The 17,556-nt window shown below is 39.6% G+C and carries 14 protein-coding genes; 11 read left to right on the top strand and 3 right to left on the bottom strand.

Features of this window, described 5'->3' with window-relative positions:
* Positions 1–207 precede the first annotated feature (207 nt).
* Together katA and cstA are read right to left on the bottom strand one after the other, a co-directional pair.
* Positions 208–1,668 carry a catalase KatA gene (gene katA / locus AC2YJL_RS22485; protein WP_195695645.1) on the bottom strand — a complete coding sequence of 487 codons (1,461 nt, stop codon included), beginning with the start codon at positions 1,666–1,668 and terminating at the stop codon, positions 208–210.
* Between the two features lie 275 nt (positions 1,669–1,943).
* A complete protein-coding gene (gene cstA / locus AC2YJL_RS22480; protein ID WP_195695646.1) occupies positions 1,944–3,752 on the bottom strand; it encodes a carbon starvation protein CstA in 1,809 nt (602 codons plus the stop codon).
* 244 nt (positions 3,753–3,996) lie between these two features.
* Here cstA and proB point away from each other — a divergent pair, with 244 nt between their 5' ends.
* From proB to AC2YJL_RS22465, 3 genes are all read left to right on the top strand, one after another.
* Positions 3,997–4,830 (top strand): glutamate 5-kinase, encoded by an 834-nt coding sequence (gene proB, locus AC2YJL_RS22475; RefSeq protein WP_014457700.1) that lies wholly within the window; start codon positions 3,997–3,999, stop codon positions 4,828–4,830.
* Positions 4,827–6,071 carry a glutamate-5-semialdehyde dehydrogenase gene (locus tag AC2YJL_RS22470; protein WP_251568920.1) on the top strand — a complete coding sequence of 415 codons (1,245 nt, stop codon included), beginning with the start codon at positions 4,827–4,829 and terminating at the stop codon, positions 6,069–6,071. Before proB ends, AC2YJL_RS22470 begins: the two co-directional genes overlap by 4 nt.
* Positions 6,072–6,202: 131 nt before the next feature.
* Positions 6,203–6,337, top strand: a complete 135-nt coding sequence (locus AC2YJL_RS22465) for a hypothetical protein (RefSeq protein ID WP_269067761.1) — start codon at positions 6,203–6,205, stop codon at positions 6,335–6,337.
* Positions 6,338–6,409: 72 nt separating this feature from the next.
* On the opposite strand, the gene AC2YJL_RS22460 is transcribed toward AC2YJL_RS22465, so the two are convergent.
* Entirely contained in the window at positions 6,410–7,795 is a 1,386-nt protein-coding gene (locus AC2YJL_RS22460) for a sugar porter family MFS transporter (protein WP_251568921.1), read from the bottom strand.
* 189 nt (positions 7,796–7,984) lie between these two features.
* Between AC2YJL_RS22460 and AC2YJL_RS22455 the strand changes: the two genes are divergently transcribed.
* The 8 genes from AC2YJL_RS22455 to cydC all read left to right on the top strand — a co-directional run bounded on the left by AC2YJL_RS22455 (position 7,985) and on the right by cydC (position 17,412).
* Positions 7,985–8,761 carry an alpha/beta hydrolase gene (locus tag AC2YJL_RS22455; protein ID WP_230933830.1) on the top strand — a complete coding sequence of 259 codons (777 nt, stop codon included), beginning with the start codon at positions 7,985–7,987 and terminating at the stop codon, positions 8,759–8,761.
* Positions 8,762–8,856: 95 nt separating this feature from the next.
* The gene (locus tag AC2YJL_RS22450; RefSeq protein WP_050690818.1) at positions 8,857–9,867 is read left to right on the top strand and encodes a LacI family DNA-binding transcriptional regulator; all 1,011 of its coding nucleotides are present in this window, start codon (positions 8,857–8,859) and stop codon (positions 9,865–9,867) included.
* A gap of 144 nt (positions 9,868–10,011) precedes the next feature.
* Positions 10,012–10,773: a threonine/serine exporter family protein gene (locus AC2YJL_RS22445; RefSeq protein WP_013085528.1), complete on the top strand. Its 762-nt coding sequence runs from the start codon at positions 10,012–10,014 to the stop codon at positions 10,771–10,773.
* A 14-nt stretch (positions 10,774–10,787) separates the two neighbouring features.
* Positions 10,788–11,243 (top strand): threonine/serine exporter family protein, encoded by a 456-nt coding sequence (locus AC2YJL_RS22440; protein ID WP_013059882.1) that lies wholly within the window; start codon positions 10,788–10,790, stop codon positions 11,241–11,243.
* A 302-nt stretch (positions 11,244–11,545) separates the two neighbouring features.
* Entirely contained in the window at positions 11,546–12,952 is a 1,407-nt protein-coding gene (locus AC2YJL_RS22435) for a cytochrome ubiquinol oxidase subunit I (protein WP_195695651.1), read from the top strand.
* Positions 12,939–13,955 (top strand): cytochrome d ubiquinol oxidase subunit II, encoded by a 1,017-nt coding sequence (cydB, locus tag AC2YJL_RS22430; protein ID WP_043977563.1) that lies wholly within the window; start codon positions 12,939–12,941, stop codon positions 13,953–13,955. Before AC2YJL_RS22435 ends, cydB begins: the two co-directional genes overlap by 14 nt.
* On the top strand, positions 13,955–15,667 hold the full coding sequence (cydD, locus tag AC2YJL_RS22425; protein ID WP_251568922.1) for a thiol reductant ABC exporter subunit CydD: 1,713 nt from the start codon (positions 13,955–13,957) through the stop codon (positions 15,665–15,667). The genes cydB and cydD overlap by 1 nt, the downstream gene beginning before the upstream one ends.
* The gene (gene cydC, locus AC2YJL_RS22420; RefSeq protein ID WP_251568923.1) at positions 15,664–17,412 is read left to right on the top strand and encodes a thiol reductant ABC exporter subunit CydC; all 1,749 of its coding nucleotides are present in this window, start codon (positions 15,664–15,666) and stop codon (positions 17,410–17,412) included. Before cydD ends, cydC begins: the two co-directional genes overlap by 4 nt.
* Positions 17,413–17,556: the final 144 nt, after the last annotated feature.

Raw genomic sequence — 17,556 nt, 5'->3', positions numbered from 1 at the left:
AGTACTTTTATTTCTCTATCACACTGATTACATCTTATTTCTGGTCCAATCATTTCTTCATCCCTTCCTCTTTTTACAAGAATTTAAATAAGTATCCATAAAATATGGATACTTATTTAGTGATAAAATGTTAAACTAATTGATAATAAACGATAATCTACAATGAGAAAAACACCTTTATTTTTCTCATTTAGAAAACGGATAAATTTATTTTACTTGCTGCGGAACAGATAATCCTAAACCATCTGCAACGCGTGTTCCATACTCTGGATCCGCTTTGTAGAAGTGCTGAATTTGACGCAGTTTAATCTCTTCTTTTTCTACAGGCTTCATAGCTTCAACGATGTTTGCAACGAGTCGCGTACGCTCGTCTTCGCTTAGAAGGCGGTATAAGTCACCTGCTTGCGTGTAATGGTCGTTATGATCATATGCAACACTATCGGCAACGCCTGAAACAGGGTATGCTGCTTGTTTGTTTTCCTGTGATTCTGTTGGGCCGCCAAAGCTGTTTGGCTCATAATAAACAGAACGGCCGCCGTTATCGTCAAAGCGCATTTGGCCGTCACGCTGATAGTTATTTACTTCATTGCGCGGACGGTTAATCGGTAGCGCCTGATGGTTAGCACCCACGCGGTAGCGATGTGCATCGCTGTATGCAAATAGTCGGCCTTGCAGCATTTTATCAGGCGATACGTCAATTCCCGGCACAAGCGTTCCAGGTGAGAATGTAGCTTGCTCCACTTCGGCAAAATAATTTTCTGGATTGCGGTCCAAGACCATGCGACCTACTTCAATTAACGGGTAGTCTTTTTGTGACCAAACCTTTGTTACGTCAAACGGATCAAAGCGATACGTATCAGCATCTTCTAATGGCATAATCTGAACGTACAGCTTCCATGAAGGGAAATCGCCTTTTTCAATGGCATTAAATAAATCTTCAGTATGATAATCTGGATTTTCACCAGCTAACTTTGCAGCTACGTCTGGAGACAGATTTTTTACACCTTGCTCTGTTTTAAAGTGATATTTTACCCAAACGCCATCTCCTTCGGCATTAACCCATTTAAATGTGTGGCTGCCAAATCCATGCATATGGCGTAAAGTTGCGGGGATACCGCGGTCAGACATTAAAATAGAAACTTGATGCAAAGATTCAGGAGATAAAGACCAGAAATCCCAAACGGCCGTCGGGTTTTTTAAATGTGTGCGTGGATCGCGTTTTTGTGTATGAATAAAGTCAGGAAATTTAATCGCATCTCGGATGAAAAATACAGGTGTATTATTTCCGACTAAGTCGTAGTTTCCTTCTTCTGTATAAAATTTAACAGCAAATCCGCGAGGGTCGCGAACGGTATCTGCTGAGCCGTTTTCACCAGCTACTGTTGAAAAGCGAGCAAATAGAGGTGTTCGTTTTCCTACTTCAGAAAGGAAAGCTGCTTTTGTATAGCCTGAAACATCATTTGTCACTTCAAAATAGCCGTGGGCACCGGCGCCTTTTGCGTGTACGACGCGTTCAGGAACTCGTTCTCGGTTAAAATGGGCTAATTTCTCTAAAAGGTGAACATCTTGAATTAAAGTAGGTCCGCGTGAACCAGCGGTCATTGAATTTTGATTATCTCCAACCGGAGCTCCCCAACTAGTCGTTAGGTTATTCTTGTTTGTTGTCATCTTAGAACCACCTCTTATTTGAATTTTATTATGTTAGAAATAATAATAACATTTTTAAATAAAAAATCAATACTAAATTATAATTATTATAATTTGAAGTGTTGATTTTGAGATGTAGTCAATGGGGTATATAACATGTGAAGTGTACGAACTATTTAAAAAATTTTCTGTATAGTATATTTAGTTTAATAATAAAAATGCCTGGTGTGCAATTATTTTGACCGGCTATTACCATATCAAAAACACGCTTGCTTATATAAGCAAGCGTGTTCTTTTTATATATTTTGTGATAAGTTTGCTTTCGCTGCCAGTTCAGCCTGAGGCGTGCGCCAAAGCTGCGTCCATTTTTGGATCGCAGCAATCATAATAATGAGACCGAGTATAAGCATGATGATTGAAAGAGTCGCATTTAATATGCTGTAACCTGCCGCAGCTTCATTTAAATAGACATTCTTAACCATCCAATAACCTGCGTAGTTAACCGTTACGTAAAGGTAGGCTAGTGGAATAAGGCAAGTAAGCATATAGGAGCGTTTATCTGCAATTCTAAGAATAACGGTTGCTCCAATAATTAAACCAATAGAGGCCATTAACTGATTCGATACGCCGAACAGCGCCCAAACTGAGCCAATATCTCCTGAGAACAATAAGTACCCCCACATAAAACAGGCTAGGGCGCTTGCAAAAATGGACCCCGGAAGCCAGTCTACTCGCTTCAATGGCTTATAAAATTCACCGAAAAAGTCTTGAATTAAATAACGGGAAACGCGTGTACCCGCGTCGATAGCAGTTAAAATAAACACTGCTTCAAACATAATGACGAATTGGAAAAAGTAAGAAGACAGGTGGCTGAACCAAGGAATTTCTGTGAAGATATATGTCATTCCTACGGCCAGTGTAACAGCGCCGCCTGTACGGCCTTCTAAGTTTAGACCAATCTCTTGGCTAAGCTGAGGAAGAGCTGTCACGTTCATGCCGAGCGTTTTGAACACTTCAGGTGTAGAGTTGATTGCAAAATAGTCTCCAGGATGTAAAGCTGTTGCGGCAATTAACGCCATAATTCCTACTAAGCATTCGACTAACATCGCGCCGAAGCCTACAACTTTAATGTCACTCCAACGGTCGATCATCTTAGGAGTTGTTCCTGAACCAACAAATGCATGGAAGCCGGAAATAGCACCGCAGGCGATCGTAATGGAAATGAACGGCCACACAGGTCCTGCTAAAATAGGGCCGCCTCCGTGAATAAATTCAGTAACTGCAGGAAATGGAATTGCTGGGTTTACGAAAAACACGCCTACGATCAGTGCGATAAAGACACCAATTTTCATAAAGCTGCTTAAATAATCTCGAGGTGCTAAAAGCAGCCAAACGGGCAAGGCCGCTGCGAAAAATGCATAAACGGGAAGAATAATTGAAAGTGTTTTAATATCTAACGTTAAAAAATCTCCTAAAGCTGTTCCTTGAATATAAGGACCGCTAAATACGGCGATTAAAATTAAAATGAAGCCGACGGTAGAAGCCGCTTTTAAATTACCGGTTTTTTTGTGGTAAATACCCACACCCATTGCGATCGGAATCGTAATTCCAACAGCGAATGTACCCCAAGGATTTTTCTCAAGTGCATGTAGCACGACCATAGATAAACCGGCCATTGTGATGGTAATGATAAAAAGCATAGCTAAACCTGTACAAAAACCAGCGACGGGTCCTAGCTCTTTTTTAGCCACTTCGGAAAGCGACTGGCCTTTTTGGCGCATAGATGCAAATAACACAACTGCATCGTGAACGGCTCCTCCGATTACAGCTCCTATTAAAAGCCAGAGCAGGCCGGGCAAATAGCCAAACTGAGCTGCTAAAATAGGTCCAACAAGCGGACCTGCAGCTGCAATAGCTGCAAAGTGATGACCAAATGTTACCCATCGGTTGGTTGGCACATAATCTTTCCCATCTTCAAGTTCATGTGCTGGCGTTTTTTGCGAATCGTTTAGTTTCAAGACCTTAACAGCCATGAATGTTCCATATAGCCGATACGCAATCATTAAAATACAGATAGATCCAATAACAATCGTAACCGCATTCATTACAAATCCCCCTATCCCTTAGTTGTCTGATGTTTGTACTACTACACAACGTTATGTAATTGTGTGTTCCCCTTACAACTTTCATTATAAAAGAAGAAAGCGCTTTTATCACCAGTTTTTCCCTTAATTATTTAAAAAATTAGAAAGTTCAAATTCCCTTTGAAAAACTATAAGACTTTTCGCATAATCTCTGCTATAATTTTTAAAAAAATTAGTACGCATTTAGGTGTTTTTAGTTAGGGAGATGAAAAGAGTGAACCATCGTCAAGAGTTACAAAATAGCAAGCGTATCGTAGTCAAAGTAGGGACATCTACGTTGACCTATGATAACGGAGATATTAACTTAGCACGCATTGAAAAACTAGCACGTGTGTTATCTGATTTAATGAATGCAGGAAAAGAAGTTGTGCTTGTTACATCAGGTGCTGTTCAAGTAGGAGTAAAAAAACTAAAGTTAAAAGAAAAGCCAACTTCTATTCGAGAAAAACAAGCAGCAGCCTCTGTCGGGCAGTGTGAGCTTATGCATATCTATAGTAAATTCTTTGGTGAGTACAGCCACATCGTCGGTCAAGTACTGTTAACGAAGGATGTAATCGAAGATGAACATGTGCGCAATAACGTTGTAAACACGTTTGAAAAATTAATTGAAGATAAAGTGATTCCTATTGTGAATGAAAACGATACGGTTGCCATCGATGAGATTGAAAACATCGTGCGCTTCGGCGATAACGATAATTTATCTGCCATTGTTTCGGTTTTGATTCACGCAGACTTACTCGTTATTTTATCTGACATTGACGGTTTCTTTGATTCAGACCCCACAAAAAACCCTAACTCTAAGTTAATGAAAGTAATAGATGGCATCACACCGGAGCTTGAGAATTTTGCTGGAGATAGCGGAACGGATGTTGGAACAGGCGGAATGGTCACAAAGCTTACCGCTGCTAAAACAGCTACAAGTGCAGGCGTAAGCTTAATCCTAGCAAATGGTAAAGAACCAAGTATTTTGCGAGATATTATTGAAGGCCAAGAAATTGGAACGTTATTCTTAAAACAAGCTGAAGGAGTAATGAAATGAGTGAATTGCAGTTTAAAGGAAAGCAGGCAAAAGAAGCCTCTTATTTCTTAGGAAATGTAACGAGCGAACAAAAACAGCAGGCACTTTATAAAATGGCGGCTGCTTTATTGGATCAACAAGAAGCGATTTTAAAAGCAAATGAATTAGACGTAGAAAAAGCCGTTCAAAAAGGCACGTCAAAAGCGATGTTAGATCGCCTATCTTTAAATGAAGAGCGAATTCACGGAATGGCAGACGGCCTGCGCCAAGTAGCTGCGCTTTCGGATCCAGTCGGAGAAGTGCTGTCTATGGCGAAGCGACCAAATGGCTTACAAATTGGACAGCAGCGTGTACCTATTGGTGTCATAGGAATTATTTATGAAGCGCGTCCAAACGTTACGTGTGATGCAGCAGGCTTATGCTTAAAAGCAGGAAATGCAGTTATTTTGCGCGGAGGCAGCGAGGCGTTTTATTCGAATCAAGCGATTGTTTCTGTATTATCTCAAGCTGCGGCAAGTGCAGGATTGCCTGAGCATAGCGTACAGCTTATCGAAGATACGTCGAGAGAAACAGCACTGGAGTTAATGAAACTAAATGAATATATCGATGTGTTAATTCCTCGAGGCGGTGCTGGTTTAATTGAAGCGGTGGTAAAAAATGCAACCGTTCCTGTTATTGAGACAGGAACCGGGAACTGCCACATTTATGTTGATGAAGAATATGACCGTGACATGGCGGCCAATATTGTCATTAATGCAAAAACATCTCGTCCAGCCGTGTGTAACTCAGCCGAAAAGCTGATTATTCATGAACGAGCGGCTCATGAATTTTTGCCGATTATTGTTCAAGCGCTACGAGAGAAAGATGTAGAAGTACGAGGTGATGAACGTGCGCTAACAATCGTTCCAGATCTTGTTCCAGCAGCGAATGAGGATTGGAAGAAAGAATATCTGGATTTCATCATGGCGGTTAAAATCGTAGATGATATCGATGAAGCGATTTCCCATATTAATGTTCACAGTTCACATCACTCTGAAGCGATTGTAACAACAAATTATGCTCATGCTCAGTGTTTTTTACAGCGCGTTAATTCAGCCGCTGTTTATGTAAATGCTTCAACGAGGTTTACGGACGGAGAAGAGTTTGGTTTCGGGGCAGAAATCGGAATTAGTACACAAAAGCTTCATGCGCGTGGACCGATGGGATTAAAAGAATTAACAACGCTAAAATATATTATTTACGGAGATGGACAAATTCGATAAAAAAGAAGAGGCTGGGACGAAAGTATTTTAGACAAAGTAAAAACGAACCATTGATCAAAATTTTTGATTAGTGGTTCGTTTTTTGTTAGGGTGAACATAGTTTTCATCTATTTAAATTCTTCTAGTAGTTGATGGGAGGGCGAGACGAAGAATCCTGCGGGAAAAGCGGAACAGATGAGACCCCGCAGGAGCGAAAGCGACGAGGAGGCTCAGCGGCCGTCCGCGGAAAGCGAAGTCTTGCACGGAAATCAACTACGGTGTCATAAGCCGTTTAGCTCATGAATCCCATTTGTTCGTCTTTAGATGGGATTCATTTGGTTATATCCCAACCTCTTCTTTTACTTCCACATATGTTCAATTTCTTCAAGTGACTTTCCTTTTGTTTCCGGAACCCACTTCCATATAAACAAAAATGAAGCGAGACACATAACCATAAAGAATAAAAATGTAAAAGATCCTCCAGCTTTGTTCCAAAGGATAGGGAAAAACTGAGATACAAACCAATTAGCTATCCACAAGAAAAACGTAGAAATAGACATTGCATAGCCTCTCGCGTGATTAGGAAAAATTTCAGAAATCACAACCCATACAACCGGTCCCATAGAAATATTAAAAAGAAATAAATAAAAAACAATAAGTAAACTAGTAGTCAACCCTTCAGTACCTTGAGAATGAAACCCAAAGGAAACGAGAAGCTGCGTAACGGCCATACCAGCCGTGCCAATAAGCAATAAAGCTTTGCGGCCAATCCGGTCGATAAGCCACATGGAACAAAGAACGCCTAAAAAGGCAGCCACACCAATCATAGACGTAACAAGGAGCGATAAATCTCCTCTAGCTCCAGCTGCTTCAAAAACTTGCGGGGCGTAATAAATAATGGCATTAATTCCGACAAGCTGTTGAAAGGCTGCAAGTAGAATACCAATAAGCAGCGCTTTTCGAAGACAGGCCTCTTTAAAAAGCGAAAGAGAAGCCGGTTGATTTTCTTTTAACGATTGCTCAATATGATACAGCTCTTGGCGTGCAATGTGTGTACCATTGATTTTAATTAAAATGTCCATAGCTTCTAAAGTGCGGTTTGCTTTTACCAGCCACCTCGGACTTTCAGGAACAGGAGAAAGAATAAGAAGAAATAAAAGAGCTGGAATGCCAGAAGCACCGATAATGTAGCGCCATCCCGTGGAATTCTGCCAAGCGTCTTCCCCAATAGATAAAATGTAGTCATTTACAAAATAGACAGAAACAATCCCAACGGCAACAGCAAATTGGTATAGAGAGCCTAAGCGGCCACGCATGTGCGGAGGGGCTATTTCAGAAATATAGGTAATAGAAAGAACAGAAGCCATACCAATGCCTAGTCCTCCAATAATTCGAGAAATAATCACAAAAGAGATGGATGAAGATAGCGCTTGCATAATTGCGGACACGACAAATAAAGAAGCTGCTAAAAGTAAGATGCTTTTTCTACCGAATCGATCACTCAGTTTTCCCGAAGCAAGTACCCCAACGGCACCACCGAGCAGCAGACTAGATACAACAAAACCTACCATCGTTGGACTGAGATTAAAATGTACTTTCATCAACCCAATAGCTCCTGAAATGACGGCTGTGTCATAGCCGTAAAGCAACCCTCCAAAAGCAGCTGCACATGAAATGAAAATCACGAAAAATAGATCTCCTTTTTGCTCCTTATACTCGTCAGAAGTTACTTTTACTATCCCCATATAAATTCCTCCTTTGAATCACCGTCACTATTTCAATTAAAAAAACGTTATACGTAAAACGTTTTCATAAAAGATGTTTTTATGTTAAACTAAAAATTATAAATAATCAAACTATTTTTCAACTTTTATATGAATTATGTACGTTTTGTTATCAACCAATAGGGAAGAAAAAATAGGGGGAAGAGAAATATGGCGTTTATGCAATGTGATTTTTTTTCAGAAGTATTGCAAATAAGTACTTCAATGAACGTTTTGATACCGCAGCAAACAAAATCTCAAATTGGTTTACAAACCAATACAAGAAGTGAGAAGCACCCTACGCTCTATTTATTACACGGTCTTTCTGATGATCATACGATATGGATGAGAAGAACATCGATTGAACGCTACGCATCAGAATTAGGACTTGCAGTTGTAATGCCAAATGTAGATCGCAGCTTTTATAGAGATATGGCTTATGGAAAGAAGTATTGGACGTTTGTAACAGAAGAACTTCCTCAATTGGCTAGATCATTCTTTCCGTTATCGGAAAAAAGAGAAGATAATTTTGTAGCTGGCCTTTCTATGGGAGGATACGGCGCTTTAAAATGGGCGTTTCGCAAACCACATCAATTTTCTGCAGCTGCCAGTTTATCAGGAGTGATGGACGTTGAAGGGCTTGGAGGACGTGAAGAAGTGCAGTTCTTAGATTATCCTTTGATTTTTGGCATGCCGCCTGTTATTAGACCTGAGGATGATCTTTTCTGGCTGCTTGAAAATCGCCGGCGATATGGAGAAGTGACTCCGCGTATTTATCAATGCTGTGGAACAGAAGATTTTTTATATCAGGAAAATAAACGTTTTTCCGAGCGCTGTAAGCAAGAGCCTATTTGTTTTACATATGAAGAAGGAAAAGGAAGTCACGACTGGGCATATTGGGATCAAAAAATTCAAGATGTGTTAAAGTGGCTGTTTAGTGAAAAGTAGGGAAGGTAGTTTTCAGTGGTGCCGGCTTCTAGTAGTATAATAAAGAAAAATGTTTACTTGGTCGATAGACTAAAAGGAAATGGGAGTCGGTACGAATGGGGAGAAAAAAAGTCACGATTACAGAAGTAGCAAAAGAAGCGGGTGTTTCATTAGCTACGGTATCAAGAATCTTCAATAATAAAGACGGTAAAATTAAAATTAGTGAAACAACTAAACAAAAAGTACTAAAAGCAGCAGCTCATTTAGGGTATCAGACGAATCCATTTGCGGCAGCTCTGCGGGCCCAAAAAACAGGGATTATCGGCATATTGATTAGAGATTTAAAAGATCCGTTTCTAATTGAACTATTAAAAAAGGTACAGCAACAAGTCCAAAGTCGAGGGATGGACGTTCTTATTGGACACACGGATTACGAAGAAACAACGGCTGAGCGTCAATTAAATGTTATGATGAATCATTGGTTTGATGGGGTCATTTTATTAGACTATGTAGCTGCTCAGCATCCGTTTGTAGATGTATTAAAACAATATCAAACGCCTTACGTTTCTCTTACAGGTGACGCCTCTTCTGCACTTTGGCCGATTGTACATGTAGATGATGCGGTGGGAATGCAATTAGCTGTTGCTCACTTAACGGACCTTGGTCATAAGAATATAGGGTTCGTTGGAAAAGCTGTAAGCGGAGTCGAGCACCGTCTGTCTCTTTTTTATCAGTATGTACCGTCAGCAAACGCAAAGTTTGTGAAAGAAGATATGAATGACTCAGATGAACTATATCAGTTTATAAATGAGCTAGCTCATCATCCAGATCCTCCAACTGCGCTTATTTGTGCTACGGATTACATCGCTCTGAAAGTGATACACTGTGCGTGGCAAAACGGGCTTCACGTTCCAGCAGATTTGTCTGTTATAGGGTTTGATGATATTACAGAAGCTAGTGAAGCGCATCCTCCACTAACAACTATCCGTCAACCGATGGAAAAAATGGCTGAAAAAGCAGTAAACCTCTTACTTCAGCAAATTCAGGATCAGCAAGAAATAGATCAGATACAGTATAAAATGGCACCTGTATTAGTAGAGCGTGAGACCACAAAACGTATGAATTGATAAGGAATGTATATACTATTCCTGAAAGTGTGAGACAAAAAGTCCACACTTTTTTGCATTAACCATTGCGTCCACTTCCCTCTTTCTTATACACTGTATGCTGTAGGGGAAAAAACCAAGCTTTAATATGTTTGGAGCGATTTGATGACACAACAAAAATTAGATAAATATGAAATTATGGACGTTAGCTTACTAGCAGGTAAAATTATGTTAGAAAGCGGAGCAGAAACATATCGAGTAGAAGACACAATGATGCGGATTGCAGCGTCTTACGGTATAAAAAAATCCCACAGCTATGTGACGCCAACAGGGATTATGTTTTCACTTGAAACGAAAGAACCGACGAAAACGAAGTTAATTCGTATTTCCGAACGAACGACCGATTTAAAAAAAGTAACCATGGTAAATAGCGTCTCAAGAACAATCAGTCAAGGAAACATTTCCTTGGAGGAAGCGTATGAAATGCTACAAGAAATTGAAGCAACGAACGTAGCTTTTCCACTATGGGTTCAACTTGCAGCTGCATCCATTTCTAGCGGATGCTTTTTAATCATGTTTCAAGGTTTATGGACGGACTTTATTCCAGCCATGTTTTCAGGAGGTCTCGGATTTTTAACCGTGGTGTATTTCCACCGTCTTATTCCGATTCGCTTTTTTGCTGAGTTTACCGCTTCGTTAGTTATTGGACTTTTATCAGCTCTCTTAGTCGCTTCAGGACTAGGCACGCAAATTGATAAAATTATTATTGGATCCGTTATGCCTCTCGTTCCTGGCTTATCCATTACCAATGCAGTGCGAGATTTAATGGCGGGACATTTACTGTCTGGATTATCAAAAGGAGCAGAAGCGTTTCTGACGGCATTCGCTATCGGTGCAGGTATTGCCATTGTATTTACGCTTCTATAGAAGGGAGGCATCATATGCATATCGTAGAGCAGATAATTACAAGTTTTATTGCTTCAGCAGCATTTGGGATCATTTTTAATGTTCCACGTGAATCATTATTAAAAAGTGGCTTTGTCGGAATGATTGGCTGGCTCATTTACTATTTGCTAACGTTCTATGGCGTAGATGAAATTCCAAGCACAGTTGCATCGGCCTTCTTTATTGCTATTATTAGTCAAATTTACGCAAAAATTTACCGAACGCCGATCATTATTTTCACCGTAGCAGGTATTATTCCGCTAGTTCCAGGAGGAACAGCATACGATGCCATGCGTAACTTTGTAGAAAATAATTATAATGAAGCGATTAGTCTTGCAGCGAAAGCCTTTATGATTTCAGGTTCAATTGCCATTGGTATTGTGTTTTCTGAAGTCATCAACCAAATCATTCGTCAATCTAAATTAAATGCCAAAGCAAAATATCGACCGTAGAGAAGCAAGCTCAAATCAGAGCGTGCTTTTTTTATGAAAAAAATAAACAGAACCTTCACTTTTTTTGTCACAAGAAAGTCACGTTTTAGTCTAAAAACGTTCAAAAAATGTACGTGCACAGCTAAAAAAATAGACTATACTATGTAAATAGAAAGAGAGATATTACATATGTATGTGAAACACTGAGCATATCTCTCGAATTATTATGCTCAATATTTCACAATGTAAGTAAAAGATACTCAGAAATGAGCAAAGTATCTATGGAAATGATGAATGTTCTTATATATGAAAGGAGAAAGAAGATGGATACAGTTATACTATCGCGTATTCAATTTGCATCAACGACGCTGTTTCATTTTATCTTTGTACCGCTATCTATCGGTCTTGTCTTTTTAGTAGCGATCATGGAAACGATGTACGTAGTAAAAAAAGATGAACAGTATAAAAAGATGGCAAAGTTTTGGGGACACTTATTCCTGATTAACTTTGCTGTCGGAGTCGTAACAGGTATTTTACAAGAATTTCAGTTTGGCATGAACTGGTCAGAGTACTCACGGTTTGTAGGAGATGTATTCGGTGCGCCGCTTGCTATTGAAGCACTGCTAGCGTTTTTTATGGAGTCCACTTTCCTTGGACTGTGGATTTTCGGGTGGGATCGTTTGCCTAAATGGCTGCACTGTCTATGTATTTGGCTTGTTAGTCTAGGTACTATTTTTTCAGCGTTCTTTATTTTAACGGCTAATTCTTTTATGCAGCATCCGGTTGGAATGGAGCTGAATAATGGACGTTTAGAAATGAATGACTTCTTTAAATTGTTAACAAACGGTCAGCTGTGGGTTGAATTCCCTCATACCATTTTAGGTTCGTTTGCAACAGGCGCCTTTTTTATCACGGGTGTCAGCGCCATTATGCTCTTAAAGAAAAAACATTTGGCTTTTGCCAAAAAATCATTTCAAGTTGCCATTATTGTAGGGTTAGTTTCAGGTGTAGGAATTGCGTTATCTGGTCATGAACAGGCTGGATACTTAGTTAAAACACAGCCCATGAAAATGGCCGCAAGTGAAGGATTATGGGAAAACAGCGGAAGTCCAGGCGCTTGGACGGTAACAGCAAATATTCACCCCGATGAAAAGAAAAATACGGGCGAAATCAAAATACCTTATTTATTAAGCTTCTTATCATACGGGAAATTTTCAGGTTCCGTTCCTGGGATGAATGAGCTGCAGGAGCAGTATACGGCGAAATATGGAGCAGGGAATTATATTCCACCCGTTCGGACAACATTTTGGAGTTTCCGCATTATGGCTGGTCTAGGTGGCGTATTATGTGCATTAGGCATTTGGGGCACGTACTTGCTTTCTCGTAAAAAACTTCAAGAAAGCAAACTATTTTTACGTATTATGACGATTGCCATTGCCTTTCCGTTCCTTGGAAGCTCAGCAGGTTGGATTATGACAGAGATTGGCCGTCAGCCTTGGGTTGTATTTGGCTATATGAAAACGGAAGATGCCGTGTCTCCTGGTGTAACAGCAGGTGAATTGCTGTTTTCTATTATCTCGTTTTCGTTCTTTTATTTAATTTTAGCTGTGATTATGGTGTTCTTGTTCGTTAAAGAAATTAAAAAAGGTCCAGATCACGATCATGAAGCACATACAAAAGTAACATCAACTGATCCGTTTACAAAGGAGGGATACAATGTTTTCTCTTAATGAATTCTGGTATTTACTAGTATCCATTCTGTTTGTTGGTTTTATCTTTTTAGAAGGCTTTGATTTTGGGATTGGAATGGTGTCTCGTTTTTTAGGAAGAAACGACTTAGAGCGACGAGCTTTTATTAATACAATCGGTCCTTTTTGGGATGCAAATGAAGTTTGGCTAATTTCAGCAATCGGTGCTATGTTTGCCGCTTTTCCAAACTGGTATGCAACGCTATTAAGCGGGTCATATGTTCTTTTTGTTCTTCTTTTGCTTTCGCTTATTGGCCGCGGTGTAGCATTTGAATTTCGAGGGAAAGTTGAAAAACAAGCGTGGAAAAATGCATGGGATTGGGTTATCTTCTTTGGAAGTCTTTTTCCACCGCTCATTTTTGGTATCTTATTTTCAGCGCTAATGAAAGGACTGCCTGTTGAGCGCAACATGCAAATGAATGCCGGCTTTTCGGATATTGTTAATCTATATACCATCACAGGCGGCGTTACGTTAACAATGCTTTGCTTATGGCACGGACTTATTTTTGCCACGATCCGTACGATGGACGATATTAGAGATCGTTCACGTAAGGTCGCTATGAAGCTTTTGCCTATAAATGCCTTATTACTTCTTATCTTTTCAGGCATGACGTTTTTTGAAACAGATTTATTCAGTAATCATAGCCGCTTGATGCTATATACATTTTTCATCGGTATTTTCGTGTATTTACTAGCAGGATTTTTCCTTACACGTAAAAAAGATGGATGGGCATTTGCTATGTCTGGCTTAATTTTAATTCTATCAATTTCCTCTATATTTGCAGGATTGTTTCCAACCGTTTTGGTTAGTTCAATCAATGAAAGCTATAGTTTAACGATTCATAATGCAGCATCAGGGAATTATTCCTTAAAAATTATGTCTTACGCTGCTATTGCATTACTGCCTTTTGTGTTAGGTTATCAAATTTGGAGCTACTACGTTTTCAGAAAACGTGTAGATCATAAGGAGCATATGGAGTATTAATGGGTAGAAATTTAATGGTTTACAACGGAATAAAAATGGTTCTTGCCGTGTTAATAGGGCTTATTACTATTCAAAGTGTAGCCATTATTTTTCAAGCTAAGTGGCTCGCCGAAGTAATTACCGCTCTTTTTCATGGTGAAAGTTTAACTTCGCAGACAAAAGCAATCGGATTGTTTTTGTCTGCCTTTATGATTCGTCAGATCGTAAGTTTTATAGTAAAAAAAACAGCATATCAATTTGGAGTCAAAACGACGCAGGAACTTCGTTTGATAGTCATGCAAAGCATTTTTTCATTAGGACCGCGTTTTACCAAAGATGAAGGAACAGGAAACTTGGTGACGCTCATCACCACAGGCCTACAGAAGCTTCGCGCTTATCTCGAGCTGTTTTTGCCTAAATTGGCCGCCATTAGCGTTACACCTTGGCTAGTGCTTGCTTTCGTCTGGTACCATGATCGGCTTTCAGGCATTATTTTACTTGTGACCATGCCAATTTTAATTTTATTTATGATTTTGCTTGGATTGGCTGCACAAAAAAAAATAGATAGCCAATGGGAGACATATCACGTGTTGTCCAACCACTTTGTAGATTCGCTTCGAGGGTTAGAAACTTTAACATTTCTCGGGAAAAGTAAGAAACATGCTGAAACGATTGAAAGAGTCAGTGACCGTTATCGAAAAGCGACAATGGGAACGCTCCGAATTGCTTTTTTATCTACGTTTGCTTTAGATTTCTTTACGATGTTATCTGTAGCCATCGTGGCTGTTATGCTTGGTTTGCGGCTGGTGAACGGGTCTATGACATTAGAACCTGCACTTATGATTTTATTGCTGGCGCCTGAATATTTCCTGCCGATACGAGAAGTCGGAAACGATTACCATGCAACATTAGACGGAAAAGAATCCGGAGATGCATTACTTAAGATTGTGAAGCGGGCTGAAAAACCGTCTGCTAAAAAAGAAGCTGTTCCTAGTTGGACTGAAAGCAGTGAACTTCAATTACGTCATATTACTGTCAAATATGACAAAGAGCAGCCGCCTTCTCTTGAAGATGTGTCACTGCATGTTAAAGGAATAAAGAAAATTGGAATCATCGGAAAAAGCGGAGCTGGAAAATCGACGCTTATTGATATACTCAGCGGCTTTGTACAATCTACAGAAGGTTCTGCTGAAGTAAACGGCGTGCCAATTGATTTACGCTCAGATGCTTGGCAAAAGCAGATTACGTATATTCCTCAGCACCCATTTATTTTTAATGGAACAGTAAAAGAAAATATTGAATTTTATCAAGACAGAGGCGGCTCATATGATTATCAAGATGCTTTAACGAAAGCAGGACTTTTATCAACGGTTCAACAGATGCCTAAGAAGGAAAATGAAATGATAGGGGATGGGGGACGGCAGCTTAGCGGCGGCCAAGCTCAAAGGATTGCTCTAGCAAGGGCATTTCTAAGCGACCGTCCTATTGTTATGCTTGACGAACCAACGGCACAAGTCGATATTGAAACGGAATATGAATTAAAGCAAGATATTTTAACGATGTTCCAAGAGAAGTTATTTATTTTAGCTACGCACCGTCTGCATTGGATGAAAGACATGGATCTCATTGTTGTAATAGAGGACGGAAAGGTTGCAGAAATCGGTAATCATCAAGAACTGATTCAAAAAAAAGGAGCTTACTATCAATTTTTACATGAAGAGGAGGAGATATGATGAAATATAAAAGTTGGATATGGCCCTACTTTAAAACATATAAATATCGTATCTTTTCTATCTTATTACTAAGCATGTTAACGATTGGTTCTGCTTGCGCGCTAATGTTCACGTCAGGTTATTTGATTTCAGCTTCTTCCTTACGGCCAGAAACGATTTTATTGGTGTATGTTCCAATTGTACTTGTGCGTACATTTGGTTTAAGCCGAGCCTCATTCCGTTATGCGGAGCGTCTTGTCAGTCACGATTTTATTCTTCGTATTTTGGCTAAAATGCGTACACGTCTTTATCGTTTGATTGAACCGTTAATTGCTACATCTCGCTATCAAACAGGAGATGTTTTAGGCGTTCTCGCGGAAGATATTGAAAGTTTACAAGGCTTGTTCTTGCGTACCATTCTTCCAACAATTTCAGCTGTTATTTTATATGTTATTTCGATTGTAGCTTTAGGATTCTTTAGCCTAAAGTTTGCATGTTTGATTGCCATCTATTTATTTTTATTAGTAGTAGTGATGCCGCTTTTTTCCCTTTGGCATATGAAGGCAGCCAATCAGCGATATAAATCAAGCAAAGCACAGTTATATGCCAAGGTCACAGACGGCTTTTTAGGAGTGGCTGATTGGGTGTTAAGCGGTCAGCAGCAGTCATTTTTTCATTCGTATAACAAAACAGAAAATGAGTTAGACGGCATGGATCGCAAGCTTAAACTATGGACGTATTACCGAGAATTGTTTGGACAACTTATTGTAGCAGGTTTAATTGTCACAATGATTTGGTTTGGGGCTTCTCTTTTTGCAGATAAAGAGCTTGCAGGTGTGTTTATTGCTGCTTTTATTTTAGTAGTATTTCCTTTATCTGAAGCGCTGCTGCCAGTAGCTAATGCGGTAGAAAAGATTCCTCAGTTTGAAGAATCATTAAATAGAGTACAGGCAATGGAAAAGAACTGGGAAGATGTGAATGAAAAGAAAAAACATACTCTTTCTCTACCTTATGAAGGTTCATGGAATTCGGTTAGATTAAAAGTTGAGCATGTAAGTTTTCGCTATAGTAATGAGGAGGAGTCAGTAATTCATGATCTTTCATTTCAAGTCGAGCAAGGGAAAAAAATTGCGATTCTTGGCAAGAGTGGAGCTGGAAAATCGACTCTATTAAAGTTGCTGCAAGGCTCCTTAGCACCTACAGAAGGCACAGTTCAACTAAACGGTCAGTCTGTTGCTGAAGTTCGTGAAGATGTACCAAAACTCATCTCTGTATTAAATCAAAATCCTTATTTATTTAATACAAGCGTAGCCAACAATTTATTACTAGCTAATGAAGAGGCCACAAAAGAAGAAGTAATTGAGGCCATGAAGCAAGTGAATATGCACTCCCTTGTGGAAGGTTTGCACCAAGGATATCAAACGCCGATGCTCGAAACAGGTCAGCGCTTCTCGGGAGGAGAACGTCAGCGGATTGCGTTAGCACGCGTTCTGCTTCAGCATACGCCAATTGTTATGCTAGATGAGCCAACTGCAGGGTTGGATGCTATGACTGAAAAGCGCTTGTTATCCACTATCTTTGAAACTCTTCAAGACAAAACCTTAATATGGGTTACGCATAATTTAGTTGGGATGGAAAAAATGGATGAAATCTTATTTTTGCAAGATGGTAAGATAGCCATTCGAGGAACGCATGACGAATTGCTTGCGACGAACAGTCACTATCAAAAGCTATATGAATTGGATCATCCGGCAAAAAGCCTTTAGCAGAAGCTAAAGGCTTTTTATTATTTGATAATAAAGTGAAATTCGACAAACATGAGTAAAATATGTGTCGAATGAAAGAAAACAGCTTGGATTCAAAGAAAAGAGTATGCGTTTAGCATTTTTGAAAAAGTGGTAAAACAAGGT

The sequence above is a fragment of the Priestia sp. SRI_019 genome, assembly GCF_057586255.1.
This window is presented reverse-complemented; position numbering and strand designations above follow the sequence as displayed.

What these genes read in the sequence shown, in the direction of transcription:
- cydD (WP_251568922.1), top strand. Translation starts at nt 13,955, where the DNA reads ATGGGTAGAAATTTAATGGTTTACAACGGAATAAAAATGGTTCTTGCC.
- AC2YJL_RS22445 (WP_013085528.1), top strand. Translation starts at nt 10,012, where the DNA reads ATGACACAACAAAAATTAGATAAATATGAAATTATGGACGTTAGCTTA.
- cydC (WP_251568923.1), top strand. Translation starts at nt 15,664, where the DNA reads ATGATGAAATATAAAAGTTGGATATGGCCCTACTTTAAAACATATAAA.
- AC2YJL_RS22435 (WP_195695651.1), top strand. Translation starts at nt 11,546, where the DNA reads ATGGATACAGTTATACTATCGCGTATTCAATTTGCATCAACGACGCTG.
- AC2YJL_RS22440 (WP_013059882.1), top strand. Translation starts at nt 10,788, where the DNA reads ATGCATATCGTAGAGCAGATAATTACAAGTTTTATTGCTTCAGCAGCA.
- cstA (WP_195695646.1), bottom strand. Translation starts at nt 3,752, where the DNA reads ATGAATGCGGTTACGATTGTTATTGGATCTATCTGTATTTTAATGATT.
- AC2YJL_RS22470 (WP_251568920.1), top strand. Translation starts at nt 4,827, where the DNA reads ATGAGTGAATTGCAGTTTAAAGGAAAGCAGGCAAAAGAAGCCTCTTAT.
- proB (WP_014457700.1), top strand. Translation starts at nt 3,997, where the DNA reads ATGAAAAGAGTGAACCATCGTCAAGAGTTACAAAATAGCAAGCGTATC.
- AC2YJL_RS22455 (WP_230933830.1), top strand. Translation starts at nt 7,985, where the DNA reads ATGGCGTTTATGCAATGTGATTTTTTTTCAGAAGTATTGCAAATAAGT.
- AC2YJL_RS22450 (WP_050690818.1), top strand. Translation starts at nt 8,857, where the DNA reads ATGGGGAGAAAAAAAGTCACGATTACAGAAGTAGCAAAAGAAGCGGGT.
- AC2YJL_RS22465 (WP_269067761.1), top strand. Translation starts at nt 6,203, where the DNA reads ATGGGAGGGCGAGACGAAGAATCCTGCGGGAAAAGCGGAACAGATGAG.
- cydB (WP_043977563.1), top strand. Translation starts at nt 12,939, where the DNA reads ATGTTTTCTCTTAATGAATTCTGGTATTTACTAGTATCCATTCTGTTT.
- AC2YJL_RS22460 (WP_251568921.1), bottom strand. Translation starts at nt 7,795, where the DNA reads ATGGGGATAGTAAAAGTAACTTCTGACGAGTATAAGGAGCAAAAAGGA.
- katA (WP_195695645.1), bottom strand. Translation starts at nt 1,668, where the DNA reads ATGACAACAAACAAGAATAACCTAACGACTAGTTGGGGAGCTCCGGTT.